This window comes from Mycolicibacterium austroafricanum (assembly GCF_902705885.1).
Taxonomy (GTDB): domain Bacteria; phylum Actinomycetota; class Actinomycetes; order Mycobacteriales; family Mycobacteriaceae; genus Mycobacterium; species Mycobacterium vanbaalenii_A.
Window position 1 is genome coordinate 80987 of sequence record NZ_CACSIP010000067.1, and the last position, 16139, is coordinate 97125.

General features: G+C 65.1%; 17 protein-coding genes. 4 read left to right on the plus strand and 13 right to left on the minus strand.

What is annotated here, in order from left to right:
* Positions 1-37 precede the first annotated feature (37 nt).
* From BEMPMBAN_RS30245 to BEMPMBAN_RS30270, 6 genes are read right to left on the minus strand one after another with little or no spacing between them, the layout of a single operon-like run.
* The gene (locus BEMPMBAN_RS30245) at positions 38-1264 is read right to left on the minus strand and encodes a cytochrome P450 (RefSeq protein WP_159235146.1); all 1227 of its coding nucleotides are present in this window, start codon (positions 1262-1264) and stop codon (positions 38-40) included.
* Positions 1264-1815: a nuclear transport factor 2-like protein gene (locus BEMPMBAN_RS30250; protein WP_159235147.1), complete on the minus strand. Its 552-nt coding sequence runs from the start codon at positions 1813-1815 to the stop codon at positions 1264-1266. Before BEMPMBAN_RS30250 ends, BEMPMBAN_RS30245 begins: the two co-directional genes overlap by 1 nt.
* 17 nt (positions 1816-1832) lie before the next feature.
* Positions 1833-2789: an LLM class flavin-dependent oxidoreductase gene (locus tag BEMPMBAN_RS30255; protein WP_159235148.1), complete on the minus strand. Its 957-nt coding sequence runs from the start codon at positions 2787-2789 to the stop codon at positions 1833-1835.
* 8 nt (positions 2790-2797) lie between these two features.
* Positions 2798-3634: an SDR family NAD(P)-dependent oxidoreductase gene (locus BEMPMBAN_RS30260; RefSeq protein WP_159235149.1), complete on the minus strand. Its 837-nt coding sequence runs from the start codon at positions 3632-3634 to the stop codon at positions 2798-2800.
* A complete protein-coding gene (locus tag BEMPMBAN_RS30265; RefSeq protein ID WP_159235150.1) occupies positions 3634-4032 on the minus strand; it encodes a nuclear transport factor 2 family protein in 399 nt (132 codons plus the stop codon). The genes BEMPMBAN_RS30260 and BEMPMBAN_RS30265 overlap by 1 nt, the downstream gene beginning before the upstream one ends.
* Positions 4029-5081, minus strand: a complete 1053-nt coding sequence (locus BEMPMBAN_RS30270) for a zinc-binding dehydrogenase (RefSeq protein ID WP_159235151.1) — start codon at positions 5079-5081, stop codon at positions 4029-4031. Before BEMPMBAN_RS30270 ends, BEMPMBAN_RS30265 begins: the two co-directional genes overlap by 4 nt.
* Between BEMPMBAN_RS30270 and BEMPMBAN_RS30275 the strand changes: the two genes are divergently transcribed.
* Entirely contained in the window at positions 5013-6047 is a 1035-nt protein-coding gene (locus BEMPMBAN_RS30275; protein WP_234897776.1) for a helix-turn-helix domain-containing protein, read from the plus strand. The two genes, BEMPMBAN_RS30270 and BEMPMBAN_RS30275, sit on opposite strands and share 69 nt — an antisense overlap.
* A 17-nt stretch (positions 6048-6064) precedes the next feature.
* Here BEMPMBAN_RS30275 and BEMPMBAN_RS30280 read toward each other — a convergent pair whose 3' ends face one another.
* The 6 genes from BEMPMBAN_RS30280 to BEMPMBAN_RS30305 are packed head-to-tail and all read right to left on the minus strand — an operon-like array spanning position 6065 to position 12743.
* Positions 6065-6928 (minus strand): hypothetical protein, encoded by an 864-nt coding sequence (locus BEMPMBAN_RS30280; RefSeq protein ID WP_159235152.1) that lies wholly within the window; start codon positions 6926-6928, stop codon positions 6065-6067.
* Complete coding sequence (locus BEMPMBAN_RS30285) at positions 6928-7806, minus strand: mycofactocin-coupled SDR family oxidoreductase (protein ID WP_159235153.1); 879 nt, start codon at positions 7804-7806, stop codon at positions 6928-6930. Before BEMPMBAN_RS30285 ends, BEMPMBAN_RS30280 begins: the two co-directional genes overlap by 1 nt.
* Positions 7807-7819: 13 nt before the next feature.
* Positions 7820-9364, minus strand: a complete 1545-nt coding sequence (locus tag BEMPMBAN_RS30290) for a class I adenylate-forming enzyme family protein (protein ID WP_234897777.1) — start codon at positions 9362-9364, stop codon at positions 7820-7822.
* The gene (locus tag BEMPMBAN_RS30295; RefSeq protein ID WP_159235155.1) at positions 9361-10560 is read right to left on the minus strand and encodes an acyl-CoA dehydrogenase family protein; all 1200 of its coding nucleotides are present in this window, start codon (positions 10558-10560) and stop codon (positions 9361-9363) included. The genes BEMPMBAN_RS30290 and BEMPMBAN_RS30295 overlap by 4 nt, the downstream gene beginning before the upstream one ends.
* A complete protein-coding gene (locus tag BEMPMBAN_RS30300; protein ID WP_234897778.1) occupies positions 10557-11537 on the minus strand; it encodes an acyl-CoA dehydrogenase family protein in 981 nt (326 codons plus the stop codon). Before BEMPMBAN_RS30300 ends, BEMPMBAN_RS30295 begins: the two co-directional genes overlap by 4 nt.
* A 9-nt stretch (positions 11538-11546) precedes the next feature.
* Entirely contained in the window at positions 11547-12743 is a 1197-nt protein-coding gene (locus BEMPMBAN_RS30305) for an amidohydrolase family protein (RefSeq protein WP_159235156.1), read from the minus strand.
* Positions 12744-12937: 194 nt separating this feature from the next.
* Here BEMPMBAN_RS30305 and BEMPMBAN_RS30310 point away from each other — a divergent pair, with 194 nt between their 5' ends.
* Positions 12938-14062: an acyl-CoA dehydrogenase family protein gene (locus tag BEMPMBAN_RS30310; RefSeq protein WP_159235157.1), complete on the plus strand. Its 1125-nt coding sequence runs from the start codon at positions 12938-12940 to the stop codon at positions 14060-14062.
* A complete protein-coding gene (locus tag BEMPMBAN_RS30315) occupies positions 14059-14964 on the plus strand; it encodes a TIGR03619 family F420-dependent LLM class oxidoreductase (protein WP_159235158.1) in 906 nt (301 codons plus the stop codon). Before BEMPMBAN_RS30310 ends, BEMPMBAN_RS30315 begins: the two co-directional genes overlap by 4 nt.
* A 6-nt stretch (positions 14965-14970) precedes the next feature.
* On the opposite strand, the gene BEMPMBAN_RS30320 is transcribed toward BEMPMBAN_RS30315, so the two are convergent.
* Positions 14971-15411, minus strand: coding sequence for a nuclear transport factor 2 family protein (locus BEMPMBAN_RS30320; protein WP_159235159.1), 441 nt, complete (start codon positions 15409-15411; stop codon positions 14971-14973).
* Positions 15412-15460: 49 nt separating this feature from the next.
* Between BEMPMBAN_RS30320 and BEMPMBAN_RS30325 the strand changes: the two genes are divergently transcribed.
* Positions 15461-16096: a cysteine hydrolase family protein gene (locus BEMPMBAN_RS30325; protein ID WP_159235160.1), complete on the plus strand. Its 636-nt coding sequence runs from the start codon at positions 15461-15463 to the stop codon at positions 16094-16096.
* The last annotated feature ends 43 nt before the right edge of the window (positions 16097-16139 follow it).

A 16139-nucleotide genomic window follows, 5' to 3' on the forward strand; every position in this document is an offset into this window, starting at 1 on the left:
TCCTCCGGCATACTTCTGCATTGACGATGAAGTGGGCTCATCGCGGCGCGGCACGGATGGGCACGCTCCCCCACCCGAAAACGTTGGGCATCTTGACCCTTCGCAGGCCAGTGACATCGACGTCGAACTCGGGAATCAGATCGAGAAGGACATCGAGGGCAACCCGACCTTCCATACGCGCCAGTGCCGCCCCCAGGCAGCTGTGTATCCCGTACCCGAATCCGAGATTGTGTCCAGAATGCGCGCGGGTGATGTCGAAACGGTCCGGATCGGCGAAGACGCGCTCATCCCTGGTCGCCGACCCGTTGATGAGCATGACCGGCTTGTGTCGGGGAATGACCTTGCCGTGGAGCTCGACCTCGGTATTGCTCCACCGGATGTCGTATTGGGACGGACCCTCGTAGCGCAGCAGCTCTTCGAATGCGGCCGGGATGAGGCTCCTGTCCTCTCGGAGCATCCGCCACTGGTCCTGGTGGCGCGCGAACAAGACTCCCGCACTGGCGATCAGCTTCGTCACCGTCTCCGCTCCGGCCCCTCCGAGCAGCGAGGCGAAGGCGGCTATCTCCATGTCATCGAGGCGGGTGTGGGTGCCGTCTTCTCGTTCCACCTCCACTTCGGTCAACCGGGTGATCATGTCGTCCGCGGGGTTGGCCCGTTTGTCGATGACGAGGTCGTAGTAGTACCTCCACATGTCCACGGCCGCTTCCCGGCCGGCCGCGGTGATGCTCACGTTTCCGGGTTCGCGTTCCAACAGCGCGTCGAGCCAATGGCGGATTTGCTGGCGTCCGTCCGGCGGAACGCCCAGCATCGTGGTGATGATCTCGACCGGAAACACTGCGGAGAAATCTTCGACCAAGTCGAACGAGCTGACGTCGACGTGCCGTGCCGTCGCCTCGACGACGTTCCGGATCATCGGTTCGAGTTTCGCGATGGCACGAGGCGTGAAGACTTTGTTCACCAATGCCCGCATGCGGGTGTGCTGAGGCGGATCCATCATGATGATGACCCCTTCGGGGATCATGGCATTCGGGTCGATGAAGTGATCGAGCGTGACGCCCTTCGCCGATGAGTACGTCTCGTGGTCGCGCATCGCAGGTGCGACGTCTTCGTACCGGGAAAGCGCCCAGAACTCGTACTGCGCACTGTGGTACACCGGTGCATGATCACGGAGCCGCCGGTACGTCTCGAACGGGTCGTTGAAGAACTCGTCCGAAAACGGGTCGAAGTGAACGACCTCTTCTGAAGCCCCGCTTTGATCGGACATCAGCCTTCGACTCCGCCTTCACGCAGGAAGTGGACGGTGTAGTCCTGGCCCCGCAATCCGCGCGGGTCGAGCCCGATGACCGCCATCAGACGCGCCCAATCCGCGGAGTCGACAAACCAGTCCCAACGAGCGATCTGCCCGTCCTCGTTGGTCCAGATGTAGTCCCACTCGCGCAGTTCCAACACCGTGCCGTCGGCGAGCGTCCCCGCGTAGGTGTCGCAGGACGAGAAGCCCCACTCGCCGGCCACACACGCGAACGGGCTGACGAGCCGGTAGTCGGGCATGTGCTTCCACCACATGCGCCACTCGGGGGTGAGGATGTCTCCGTCCGGCGCGTACTTCTCGATGGCTTTCGCGACCTCGTCGGAGAACATGTCGGTGGCTGTCTGTGGGACACCGTCGTTGAACAGAGGACTCATCATCACGGAGTTCGGCGCCCAGATGAACTTGTCGCCGAACGTGACACGGCGATCGCGCTCGACGGCCTTGGCGTAGCCCTCCCATTTGTCGAAGGCGATCTTCTCGTGCAAAGCGACCCGGTCGATGGGCATGTTGGTTTCCCTTTCCGCTAGGTCAGCTCGACGAATCTCTCGAGGTAGTTCCACGCGATCTCCGGAGGAATGCCTCCGCACAATGGTGAGAGGTTGAACATCTCGCCGCCGGCAATGCGCAGCCTCGCTTCGTCGACCGACAGGATCACGTGTGACAGCGACGTACGCCGGAGTTCCTCGACGGTCGTGGCGGTGCTCAGATTGGCCGAAACCTCGTTGTTCGGATTCCATGCCGAATACGCCATTGCGTCGTGAAGCAGATAGTCGCCGATCTCGTCCCACGCGGCGTCGACGTCCTCGGCGACGAAGAGGTTCGCCACCGCATCGCGTTCCGGAATGAGAACGAAGCCGGGCTCGAAGCCGTTCTCGCGGCATGCCTCTTCGTAGGCCGCCTGCATCCCGGGAACTCCACCGTTGGCCAGTAAGCCCAGGCCGTTGCTTCCGGCCCGCCGCGCCGCCGCGAGGCTGGACCCGCCCCAATTCAGCATCGGCCCGTTCGGGTCTCGCGGTCTCGGAGTCACCTTCATCCGCCTGCCTCGGTGCTCGACTAGTTCTCCGGCCAACAGGCGCCGCAGCAGTGGAAGCTTCTCGTCGGCGAGGCGACCGCGATCACGCAGTGACAACCCGAAATGGTCGAATTCTTCGACACGGTAGCCGATCCCGAAGACATAACTGGCCCGGCCCGCGCTGATGTGGTCGAGAACGCAGATGTCCTCTGCCAGTCGAGCCACATCGTAGAAGGGCAGCAGAATGGTCAGATTCAGCATCAACTGCTCGGTGCGGGCAGCAATCGCCGCACCGAGCAGCAACGGCGACGGCAGATAGCCGTCGTCCGCGCAGTGGTGTTCACACAGGACCACGGCGAGGCATCCACGGGTCTCAGCCCACGCGGACATCTCAGTCGCCGCGGAGTAGAGCTCCGTCGCCGGCGCGCCGATGGAGGGCGCCCGCATGTCGAATCGAAGAGTGAACATCGCGGTGCCTAATCGTCCTGCCGTGCGTCGGTACCCATGAGCTCGCTACTTGCTTTCATGATCAGCCGAACCGCCTCGTTTCGGGACATGGATCTGAACAGGTCCAGACCCATCTGGACGTCGTCGCCCGTGGCAACAGTGGGCCCCCTGCCGAGATTGTCGAGCGCTACGTCGACCACGCTCTCCGCGGTGACGGCACCCTCCGGGGCATCGTCGGGTGAATGCAGCCGCCCACGCTCGAACTCCAGCTTGCGCAGCGCCGGCGTGTCGGTCATTCCGAGAACCAACCCGAGAACGTCTACGCCGCTACCGTGCAGTTCCACCCACAGCCCTTCGGTGAACACCATGTCGAAGGCTTTGGTGCCGCCGTAGGTGACCAGGTTCCGGCCACCGCAGATCGCTGCCCCAGAGGTGAAATTCACGATGCCGCCTCTGCCGCGTTCCACCATGGGGGCCGCATAGTGATGGCACAACCGCACCAACATCAGGCAGTTGCGGAGCACCAGCGCTTCCGCCGCCGAGACCGGGCTGCTCAGGAAACCCCGAAAATTCGGGTCACCTCCGGCACAGTTCACGAGCATGCCGACCTCGATGTCAGCGGTGGCATCGAAGATTACCTGAGCTGCATCGGCGTCTGTCATATCGATGGCGACCGTGCGCGTTTCCGCACCGGTGCGCCGACGAATGTCTGCGGCGACTTCGTCCAGCAGGTGCTGGCGGCGAGCCACCAGGACTATGTTCAAGCCCTGCGAACCGAGGCGTTCAGCGAAGACTGCACCACAGCCGTCAGAGGCGCCGGCGACGATCCCCCAGGGTCCGTACCTGGCTGCGAAATCTTCTGCCATCAGCCCTGTACCGCCACCAATCGAATCGAGGTGTACGTGCGGTTGCTGATCCGCCAGCCGGATGATGTCCGGACGACGACGTCGTCGTAGTAGCCGACCGGATTCGCCCCTGAACCATCCTCGAGCAGGATCAGTGCATCGACGTACGTGCGTACCGTCGCGACGTCGCCGTCGATGGCGATCGCTTGATTCGTCATCCGGTGCATGGTCGCGGCGGCCATCACGTGTGCCTGCTCCATGAACTGCGCGACCGCAGCTCCACCCGTCCAGCGCCCGACCTCGCCATAGTCGACGGTAGCGTCGTCGGTGAAGACGTCCTGTAACAGCGCGTACTGCTGGGAGTCGATGGCGGTGGCATAGCGAATCGTCAACGCGACGATGTCGTCACGGCCTGTCATGCGATGTCTCCGTTCGGGTGTACGACGATCCGCGGCGGACCGTCCGACCTACGCACCTGGTCAATCGCGTCGGGCACCTCGTCGAGGCCGATGATCTTGCCGATGCTCGGCAGCGGATCGAGCCGTCCTTGGACAACGGCATCGAGCACGCCGTACCAGTCCTGCGGCATCGGGCCACCGCCGAACTGGAACGCCAGCCCCTGCTGGGTGGCCTGGGTGATGTTCAGGGTGTCGCCCGAATACCAGCCGCCTGCACAGTAGATCCGGGTGTAGAACTCAGCGTTCGCAGCGATGCGATCAATCAGCCCTTTCGCACCGACGCATTCGAAAACCACTGCGGCGCCACCCAGGTGATGCTCGGCCCGGGCTCGACGGAACACGTCGAATTCCGACTCCGTTGCCGGATCGACGCCGATGTGTGCACCGAAGCTGGCGATCGCCAGATCACGTCGCTCTGCATTGAGATCCGACACGATGATCGGCGCGATCCCGCGGTTCGACAGTGCGGCGACGGCCGACAATCCGACCGCCCCTGCGCCGACGACGATCGGAATCTCGCCAGGTTGCATGTTCGCGCATCGCACATAGAACTCGCCGACCGCGAACGCGTCGACGACAGCGATCGCATCACTCGACACGGCGGAATCGACCGCCTTCGCCATGGCCTCTGGCACGACGAGCAACTCGCCGAAGCTGCCCTGCGCTTCTGGATGCTGTCCGATGATTCGCAACCCGCCGGCACCTCCGTCGACCAGTCGGATCGGCATGGACGTCACTCGGGCGCCGAGCGGGAACTCGCCGGAGCAGCCCGGGCCGTGCGCCACGACTTCGCCGACGAACTCGTGCCCCATGACGATGTCGCGGTCTGCGTCGTAGAGCGACCTGCCCGTTGGGTCGTCGATTCCGGCTTCGGGGTGATCCATGAAGTGCACGTCCGAGGCGCAGATGGCGGTACTGAGGGTCCTCAGCAGCAGATCACCATGTCCCGGAACGGGATCGGCGGTTTCGCGCACCTCAAGTCGTCCGCTTCTCAGCACTACCGCGCGCACCGGCCACCTCGCCGTTCATTGTCTTTCTCAACTATTCGAGATATTGTTCTCGGTTATCCGATTGACCGTATGTCGCGGCAACCGAAGGAGTCAAGGGTGCGCGGTTCGAGTTCGGCCCCCACCGAGCGGGTCGTCGACATCGTCGAGTTGCTGAGCCAGCCAAGGAATCGGCGGATGCGCTTCTCTGACATCGCGGAGGAACTCGGACAGACGCAAGGCACCGCGCACGCCATCCTCAAGACGCTGTCCGATCGTGGCTGGGTCACGCGCGATCCCGCCGGCAAGAGCTTCGAGCTTGGTCCCATGTTGTCGCTGATCGCCGCAAGCCTGAACACCGCCCGCCCCCTGGCGCACGTTGCTCGAGAGGCCGCGCGACGACTCTCCCGCAAGCTCGACATGCCCGTCTCGGTCGTCGAGGTCGCGGGCGACGAGCTGCTGATCACGGCGTTCGAGAGTCCAGCGCACAATCCGCTGCGGGAGGCGGTGACCGATCGCATTCCCTACCTGCCTCCCTTCGGGGTGGCGTTCGCGGCGTGGGACACTTCCGACGCACAGCGGGATTGGATCACCCGTGGCAGCGCCGGCGACATCGATCTCGAACATCGTCTTCTCGCTGTGCTGGCACGAACCCGCGACCGCGGCTATGACGTCGACTGGATGACACCAGCTTTGGCGCAGATCGCGCACGCACTGGGCGCCGTTTCCGCGGATACGCTACCAGCGGGGCTGCGCCCGATCATCGACCAGTTTCGAGTCGAGTTGACATCTGGGATCGTCGACGAGGAGGTCACCGGCGAGGGTCGAACCGTCGCCTCCATCTCGGCGCCGGCCCTCGACGACGCCGGCCACACGAGGCTGATTCTCGGAGTGCATCCGATGCTTCCCATGACAACCCCCGATATCGAGCAAGTTGCGCAGCAACTCCTGCGAGAAATCCGCACGCTCGTATCGGACACCGGGGACTGACCAGCCCATCGAAGAGGTCAGGTGCGACTCTCTGCTACGCGTCGAAAGACGTGGGTGGCGGCGGTGACCAGTTTCCGGTCGGCGCCCTCGTCGTAGACATGCGTTCGCGCCGCGATCACTGTATCGGACCCGAGTATTGGCTCTGCCACAAATGTGAACGGGCCCGATTTCGCCCTCGCGAGGAACATGGTGTGAGACGACGCGCCCGAAATCGCAGTCTCACCGATGAGTGCTGTGACGCTGCTGCGCGCCGCGGTCTCGGTCAACACGAACTGCGGCCCTACGTGCAGGGCCGCATCGGGAGATGCAACCTCCGCTGTCAGTTCCGGCAGGGTCCACGTCCTCGCATCCACCTGACGCCCACCGAACACCTGCCACAGCGGCGGCAGGTCAGGAGAATCGACGACTTCCAGCGGCTCGACGGTCATCTTCTGCAAACCGTCGGGGGGTACACCGATCGATACGCCCTGCCCCTCGGTGAGGGCCAACACCCGGCTGGGATTGTCGGCGTCGACGATCAACGATCTGCTGTAGGACATCCGCTGTCCGCGCTTGAGGTCTTCGCTGCGCACCTCGAATCGCTTCACGCCCACACCCGGATCAAGGACCTGACACGAGTGCACCACCGGGTTCGGAACGGCCTCCAGGTCTGACACCAGGCCTCCCTCGGGAGCCGCGATACCGAAGACACTCAAAAGGACTCCCCCGGCGCCGTCGAGCATGTCGCGGCGGACGGTCACTGTGTCATCCACCGGCCCGACATTCATGGAGGCGTGATGCCGCCCGATGTAGCGGTAACTCAGCAACCCGCCCCACCGGCGTTGCAGCTCCGCGGCATACGCGGCGGGTTCTGAGGTGAGGTCTCTGATGTCGCGAATCATTACTGTCCCGGCCCGTTCGGGAACTTGAGGTAGGAGCCCGCATCGACCCGGATCTGTTGTCCGGTGATGTACCGGCTGTCGTCACTCGCCAGGAAAACGGCGAGGTTCGCGATGTCCTCCGGCTCGACGTAGGGAATCGGCATGGCTTGAAAGTAGGTGAACGCCAGATCGGCGTCCTCGCGGGTGGGCTTCTTTCCCTCGGCCACCAGGTCCGGCCGGAACACCCCGTAGATCCCGTCGTTGTGCAGCAGGTGGGTGTTGACATTGGTCGGGTGCACGACGTTGACGCGAATGAATCTGGGCGCCAGATGAATCGCCATCTGCTCGGCGTACTCCATCAGAGTCTTCTTGCTCCATGCGTAGCCTGCGCCACCGGGGCCCATCTCCGGGCTGTCGGCGTTTCCGGGCATCATTCCCGCGGTGGACCCCGTGATGACGATCGACGAACCGTCCGACAGGTGCGGCAGCGACACCGCCACCGTGTTCAGGACACCGACCAGGTCCACGTCCGTGGCATCGACAAAATGTTGCGGGTCGGGCGAGCCCATGGCCATCGGAAGGATGCCGGCGTTGGCAACCACGATGTCGAGGCGCCCGAGGTCCGCCAGTGCCGAGTCCAGCGTCTCCCGCAGGGCGGACCGTTCGCGGACATCGGCCACCCTGGTATGTACGCGTCGGCCGAGCTCCTTGACCGCCCGCTCGGTCTCACCTAGGTCGTCCGGTGTGGCGAGGGGATACGGGTTCGACGCGATGTCCGCGCAGATGTCCACCGCGACGATGTCGGCACCCTCGCGCGCCATCGCAAGCGCATGTGCGCGGCCCTGGCCCCGAGCCGCTCCGGTGATGAACGCGACCTTGCCGTCGAGTCTTCCTGTCATGATTCTCCTATGGTCATTGCGGGCAGAACCGTTTTCGCAGTTCGGTCTTGAGCACCTTGCCGGTGAGGTTTCGCGGCAGGACATCCACGAACTCGATGCGCTCGGGCGACTTGTGCTTGCTGAGTCCGCTGTTCTGGCAGTGCTCGAACAGCGACTGGAGCGTCACCGTCTCATCGCGCTGCACGACCAGGACGGCACAGACGCGTTCGCCGGTGCGCGCGTCGGGCACTCCGATCACCGCCACGTCCGCGACCGCGGGGTGGCTGGCGAGCACCTCTTCGACCTCGAGCGCCGAGATGTTCTCGGCATTGCGGATGATGGCGTCCTTCAGGCGGCCGGTGACAATGACGTTGCCATCGCTGTCCAGCCGGCCCTGATCTCCGCTGCGAAACCAACCATCAGCGTCGAAAGCCGCGTCGTCGAGCGACGCGTCGACGTAACCGAGAAAACACTGCGGCCCCTTGAGCCGCAACTCGCCGACCTCACCGACGGCGACTTCTCGCTCCGAGTCGTCGACAACCCGCACGCTCACGCCCGGCACGGGTCGCCCGACGGTGTGATCCAGGACGCCGGGGGCGCTATCCGGTGGTGGCGACGTTGCGACCGGGAACTCGGTGAGTCCCCAGGCATTCGCGATCCCCGGCACCGACAGCGTCTCACGCACCTGCCGCCCCAACTCGGCGGTGATAGGCGCGCCACCGCCGACGCAGCCACGAAGGCTCCGGAACAGCGGCTCGGGCCCATGACTTCGCTGAGCGGCCAGGTAGGCGACGAAGAAGGGGGTGGCCGAACCCAGAAGGGTGGCGCCGTGGTCGGCGACCGCTTTCGGAGTGTGCATGGGGTCGAAGACGTCGAACAGCACCAGACGCATGCCGGTCAACAGGCTTGCGGCCAGCATCGCCGCGCCGCCGATGTGCGTCACCGGGAAGGCGATCGGATTCACGTCGGCGCTGGACGCCCCCACCATCCCGACGACACCTGCTGACCCGGCGATGACCGAGCGATCACAGTGCCGAACTCCCTTGGGCGCGGAAGTCGTGCCCGATGAGTAGTACACCCAGCGCGCCTCCTCGCCCGAGGCAGGTGGCGGAAGCAGCGTGGCGGGGTCGCCGACGGGCAATCGCAGACCGTCGGCGATCGGTGCGGCGTGATCGACCAACACAATCGACATGTCACGTTCGCGAGCCAGATCATCGGCAAGTGCGAGATGGTCGAATCCGCGCCACACCCCCGGAACGATGAGCATCTCGGTATTCAGTTGGCCGGTGACGAAGCGCACCTCACTCTCCCGCCAGATCGGGAGGATGGGATTCTGTACCGCCCCGAGCCGCGCCAGCGCCGCCATGACGACCATTGTCTCCAGCGTGGTGGGCAGTTGCCAGGACACGACCGTGCCGGTGCTGACCCCGCGTTCCGCAAGAACCGCGGCGGTGTTCAGCGCCGCGGCGTGGAGCTGCGCGTTGGTGAGACTGCGGCCGAAGTCGTCGACGAGGATCACCCGGTCGGGGTGTTGTCGAGCCGCGGTATCAACCAGGCCCCAGAAGGTTTCGGAGGTCACCGGCTCGGCAGGGCGAGCCGACGCTTCGCCAGGATATTGCGCATCATCTCCGAGCTCCCGCCTGACACCGTGTAAGCCCGCGACCACAACCAGCATTCACGCAGGCGCCGCTTGGCCTGCTCGACGCTTGCATCGGCGGCTACGGTACACACTGTCGCACCGAGTTCGGTGCCATACGCCGAAACCCGATGGTAAGTCTCGGCGAAACTCAGTTTGGCGATCGACCCGTCCCCCACCTTGTCGGCACCGACGGTCATCCGTTCGACATGATCGTCGATGAACGCCTTGGCGACCTCGACCTCGACCGCCAATTCCGCCACCGTCTGCCGGATGTCTTCGTGGTCGAAGGCAGGTTTGCCCTCCAGCGTGGCGTGGCGCGCGACCGTGACGAGGTCGTCGATCAACAGTTCCAGCAGGATCACGTTGCCGCCGATGCCGAACCGCTCGAAGTCCAAGCCCGCCATGATGATCGACCAACCCTGGCCGACCTCTCCGATCAGACCGTCCGCAGCAATTGGCACGCTGTCGAGGAAAACCTCGTTGACCTCGATGGCTTCGTTGATCGTCCGGATGGGGCGCACTTCGACGCCGGGCGCCGATAGCGGCACGATGAAAGCCGAGAGGCCGTGGTGGCGCGTCGATGCGGGGTCGGTCCTGATCAGGGCGAGTCCCATATCGGCCCAGTGTCCGTCGGTGATCCACGTCTTCTGCCCGTCGAGCACCCAGCTGCCGTCGGCGTTGCGAACGCCGCGGCACCGCACCCCGGCGATATCGCTGCCGGCGTCGGGCTCACTGAGCAACTGGCACCACACGTGCTCGCTACTCCTGATCGGCGGAAGCAGCGCGGCCTTCTGTTCCTCCGAACCGAAATGCAGGAGCACGTGGGCCGCCAGGTTGACCTGATCGACCGGACGGGGGGCACGGGCACGCAGGAGTTCCTCGCTGACGATGCGATCGTGCAGCGGATGGTGGTCGACCCTGCCGCCGTACTCGACGGGCCAGTCGGCGCCGACGAAGCCGGCGTCGAACAGCCCGGCGAACCAGCTGCGCAGCGCTGCCTCCTGTTCGGCGTTCTCCGGAGCGCGGCGGCCTTCGCGTGCGACGAAAGATGGTGCGTGTTCGGCGATGTGAGTACGCACACGCTCCCTGAACTGGGCCAGCTGCTCTTCGCCGGGCCGCCGGCCGGCGCCGCTCACCAGTCGGCCATATCCGCGTAGGCGGCACGGCTCGAACGGGCCGTGCCGAGCAGATGACCGTTGGTGAACACCCGGCGCAACTCGTGGTGCAAGGGATACTCCCAGGTGAATCCGATTCCGCCGGACAACTGCATGCACTCGTCGACGGCCGCTGCTGACTTCGACGTCACGAACGCGTGTGCCGCAGCCGACAGTTCGACGGCCTCGCCGGTGAGTTCGGCGGGCATCAACGCACGGGCTGCTTTCATGATGATTGCTCGGGCTTTCGTCTCCAGGACCAGCAGGTCGACGAGTCGGTGTTGCACCGACTGGAAACTGGCGATGGGCGCTCCGAAGGCGATCCGTTCTTTGAGGTAGGCGACCAGCCTCTCGAAGGTCGCCGAGAAAGCACCCAGTGAGTCGGCGCTGAGCAGCACCCTGGCCACCGCGTGTAACTGCGCCGCACGCTCCGTCCCGCCGACGGGCACGCCCTCGGTCCCCGACAGCCCGACCCGCCACGCCGGACGGCTGATATCCAGCAACTCGTCATCGCGGCTTCTGGGCGTCGTGTCGGATAGCTCGAACACGTGGATTCCGTTGCGGCCCAATGTGACCAGCAAGCGCAACGCTCCGGCGTTGGTCACCCGTACTGTGTCCCCGGCCAGCGCCAGCCCGGCCGAGACGTTTCCGTCGAGCACCGAGGGCAACCAGCGATCGCGGATATCGCCGGGGGCGGATGCCAACGCCGCGGCGGCCATCGTGGTACCGAACCACGCCGACCGGTCACCGGCTCGGCCGATCTCCTCGGCGATCACCACGGTTTCGACGGGTAACCAGCCCGCACCGCCGAGCGACTCATCGACCAGTAGACCGGTCCAATCCATCCGGGCGAGATCCTCGACGGAGTCCTTCTCGCCTCGTTCGGCCAGGAATTCCCGCGCCGAGGACCTCAACAGATCCAGGTCGACGTCGGCGGAGTCGGCCACGTTGTCCGGCACCACCGAGCACTAGCCTCTGCGCAGCAGCTGGTCGGCGTTGTCGACCATGATGCGCTTCTTGGCCGCGTCGTCGAGCGGGTCGAGCAGCTTGACGAAGTCCGCCGGTTCGGCCAGCCCCTCGGCGTGCGGGTAGTCAGAGCCCATCAAAAGGCATTCGTCGTAGCCGAGCCGGCTCACGATCCCGGGGACGTCGTCTTCCGGATAGGGCACCACGCCGACGTGCCTGCGGAAGATCTCCGACGGCTTCTCGGTCAGCTTCCCGCCGATCCAGGGCCCGTTGCGGCCCATGCCGCGGCTCTTGTCCATGTGGATGACGAATTGCGGCACCCACTCCGCGCCGTGCTCGGCCACCAGCACCTTCAAATCCGGGAACCGGCCGAAGAGGTTGTCGAAGATCAGCGCCGACAGGGTGTCCTCGATCGGACGCTGCCCGTAGATGTTCATCCACTGCCAGGCCGACATGTGCCAGGCAGCCGGATCGGGGTTGTGGCCCCACGCCGGGGAGATGGCATCGAAGTACCAGAACGGTTGGATGTGGAAGACCAGCGTGCAGCCGGCTTCCTGCAGCCGTGCGTAGATCGGGTCGAAGTAGGGGTCGCCGGGCGAGCGGCCGTGGGCGGGGCCGGTGGGCAGCAGCACCATCTTCGCCCCCTGCTCGATGATGGCCTCGGTCTCGGCGATCGACGATTCCAGGTCGCGCAGCGACAGCAGCGCCGTGGCATAGATCTTGTCCTGGTAGTTGAAACCCCACGTCTCGTCGAACCATCGATTGAACGAGCGCAGGTTGGCGTAGAGCGCCGCGGTGTCGTCAACGTAGTGTTCTGCGGCCAGCGCCATGCCCGCCGGGAAGATGACCGCGCGCTCGACGTTCTGCTCGGCCATCACCTTCAGTCGGGGCTCGCGTTCCAGCCACTCCGGCTGCATCGGTTGCGGCTCGTAGGTCTCGTCCGGATTGCCCGAGCCCATCTGCTTGAGCATCTCCTTGAGTGAACCAGGCCGGTAGGCCAGGTCGAAGCCGAGGCCTGCTTCACTGTTGAAGGTGGCCACGCGGTGCCCTGCCAGGATGACTTCCTTGCCGTCGGCCGCACGTACCGGAGCGATCGCCCTGTCGTGAAACTCGCTGGGCAGATAGCGGGTGAAAGCGTCCCGCGTCTCGTAGCAGTGGGTGTCGCAGTCAAAGATCCCGTAGTCGAGTCTTGTCGTCACCGAGTTTCCCCTTCCGGTGAGAATGATTATTCTCTGTTTTCAGAAAACATACTATCCTTGTCCGCAAATGCCCATCCCGGGGTCGGTGAGGCTTTCGTGCACCTGCGGTCGCTGCAACGCGCCGACACTTCTGTACTCGAGGGAGATATGACACCACCAACGCCCCAGGCCGAACCGGCGGACGGGCCGCAGGCATGAGCGAGCTGGATTCGGTCCGATCAGCGGTACGCGATTTTCTGGACCAGACGTCGTCCAGTTCGGCGGTGCGGACTCTGATGGACACGGACCAGGGCTATGACCATGCGGTATGGCGCCAGATGGCCAATGAGCTAGGGCTGCACGGCATCGCTGTGCCGGAGCGATGGGGCGGCGCCGGCGCCGGCATGCCGGAACTGGCGGTCGTCTTCGAGGAAATGGGCGCAGCCCTGTTGTGCTCGCCGTTCTTCGCGACCGTCGCTCTGGCATTACAGGCACTCCTGGACAGCGGCGATGAGCCCGCCATCGAGGAGTTGGCGCCGGACCTGCTCGACGGCAGCCGGGTGGCGACCCTGATTCTCAACGGCACCCTCGATGCGTGGGACCCCGGCGCCGTGACGATTGCGGCACACCGCGACGGTGGGGCGAATTACCGACTCTCCGGTGACGCCGCGCTGGTGCTCGACGGCCACACCGCAGACATCATCCTGGTTGCCGCCAACTCCGCAGACGGCGTGTCGTTGTTTGCGGTCGATGCGACCGCGGACGGGCTCGTTCGCGAGCCATTGAGCACGCTCGACCGCACCCGCAAAGTTGCGCGACTGCGCTTCGATGGGGTCACCGGCCGGTTGATCGGCACCGATGGGCAGGCCGCTGCGGGCCTCGCCCGCACTTCGGATCTCGCGTTGGTGGCACTGGCCTCCGAGCAGCTGGGCGCGGCGCAACGCTGCTTGGACACCGCGGTGGCCTACGCCAAGGAGCGCATCCAATTCGGCCGCGCCATCGGCAGCTTCCAGGCCATCAAGCACCGGTGCGCCGACATGTTGGTGCTCGTCGAGGGTGCGCGATCGGCGGTGTTCCATGCGTCGGAGACCACCGACGACGGCGAACGTGCGGTGGCCGCCTCGGTGGCGAAGCTGGCGTGCTCGGAAGCGCTGTTGCAGATCTCACTCGACAGCATGCGCATCCATGGCGGCATCGGCTTCACCTGGGAACACGATGCGCACCTCTACGTGCGGCGCGCCAAGGCGACCGAGCTGATGTTCGGCGGCCCTGACCATCATCTCGCCCGCCTGGCAGAACTCATCCCGACGTCACATCAGCAGCCGGAAGGATCACTGTGACCCTGTCTTATTCTCTTGAACTCCCCACTCAGCGGGTGGAGGACCCGGCGGAGTTCGTCTCCGCGACGGCGATCGCCGAGGTCGCGCAGGCTGCCGAGGCCGCCGGGTACGCCGCGGTGCATGTCACCGACCACCCCGCACCGGACACCAAGTGGCTCGACCACGGCGGACACCACGCGCTGGACCCGTTCGTCGCGCTGTCGTTCGCGGCTGCGGCCACCTCGACGATCAAGCTGCTCACCAATGTCTACATCGCGGCCTACCGCAATCCCCTGCTGGGCGCGAAATCGATCCAGAGTCTGCAGGTGCTCTCCGAGGGTCGGCTGATCATCGGCACGGCTGCGGGCTACCTCAAACCCGAATTCCGCTCCCTCGGTGTCGACTTCGACAATCGCGGTGCGTTGCTCGACGAGGCGCTCGACGTCCTCGGCCAGGTGCTCTCCGGTGAGGACGTCGCCTACCAAGGTGTGAACTTCCAGACCCGCGGTGTTCGCCTTCGGCCGGTTCCTTCGTCACCACCGCCGATCTGGATCGGTGGCAACAGCAAACCCGCGGTGCGGCGCGCGGTGTCGCGCGGCCAGGGCTGGGCCCCGTTCAACACATTCGGCTACGCGACAGCGTCGCGCACCGCCGAAATCTCCACGGTCGACGAGCTGGAATCGGCGATCAGGTGGGCCAAGTCCTACGCAGCCGAGATCGGACGCACCGCACCGCTGGACATCTGCTTCTCGGCCGGGAACCTGTTGGACGACAGCAAGTCCGCTGACGAGCGCCATGCCGTCATCGATCGCCTGACCTCTGCTGGGGTGACGTGGTTGCCGGTCGCACATCCCGGGCGTGATCGCAGCGAGGTCATCGAGCGCGCACAGGTGTTCGCCAAGGAATTCATCGTCACCGATTGACCTCGCTCACTGCGCCATCAGGCTTTCCTTCGAGAATCCGTCGACGCTGACCTTGCGCGACGCGAACAGCCACCGCTGTCCCACCGGCACCAGCACATCGCGGTAACGTCCCCAGTGGTCCAACCCGACGTCGGTGTACACCGCGAAGTAGCTGCTGGTGTGCACCCGGTCTGCCGCGACCGACTCGAAACGCACGCTCGCGACGTGGTGGCGAACAAAGGAGGGCGCAGGCCGCCCGGAGTCGCGAGGCCCGCCCATGGCCGCGCCGAGTCCGGCCTCGATGGCCTCCGGACCGGTGAGCGGTAGCTGCCCGCCGGTAAACTCGAGAACGCCTTCGGCGCCGAAACACGCAGCCAGCGCACCGAGGTCGAACCGATCGGTGGCGGCGGTGTAGTCGGCCAGCGTCTGGCGCACCGACTCTCGGGTCTCAAGCTCCCACATCTGCATGACTGCTCCTCTGGAATTCCGGCTCCAGCACACGATAACGTGTGTTCTCATGCCTGCACCGGTGCTCGCCGACCTCCTGGACCCCACCACCACAGCGCTGGTGACACAAGAATGTCAGGGTGGCGTCATCGGCCCTCAGGCCGGCCTGCCGCTACTTGCCGAGGAGGCCCGACGTGAAGCGGTTCCGAACATCGTTGCGCTGCTGTCCGCGGCAAGAACCGCGGGCGTGACCGTGGTCCACTGCCTGATCCAGCGCCGGCCCGACGGACGAGGTTCCAATACCAACGCCCGCCTGTTCGCCGCTGGGAAATCGTTCACCGCCGACCTCACGCCGGGTGGCCCCGGAGCTTCGGTGATACCCGAACTCGGGCAGCAGGACAGCGATCTGGTCCTGACGCGCACACACGGCGTCGGACCGATGACCGGGACCGATCTTGATGCGGTGCTGCGCAACTTGAACATCACCACGATTGTCGGTGTCGGCGTTTCGGTCAATGTCGCCATCACGAACTTCGTGATGGACGCGGTCAACCGCGGATACCAGTTCGTGCTGCCCCGTGATGCAGTCGCAGGTTATCCCCGGGAGTACGCGGACACGGTCATCGACAACACCCTGTCGCTGCTGGCCACCGTCACCACCACAAGCGATGTCGCAGCGACCTGGCGCGGTTTCACGGCAACTTGACCCCCTGATATGGAGGTTGCCGCGGCCAAGTGATAACGTCGTT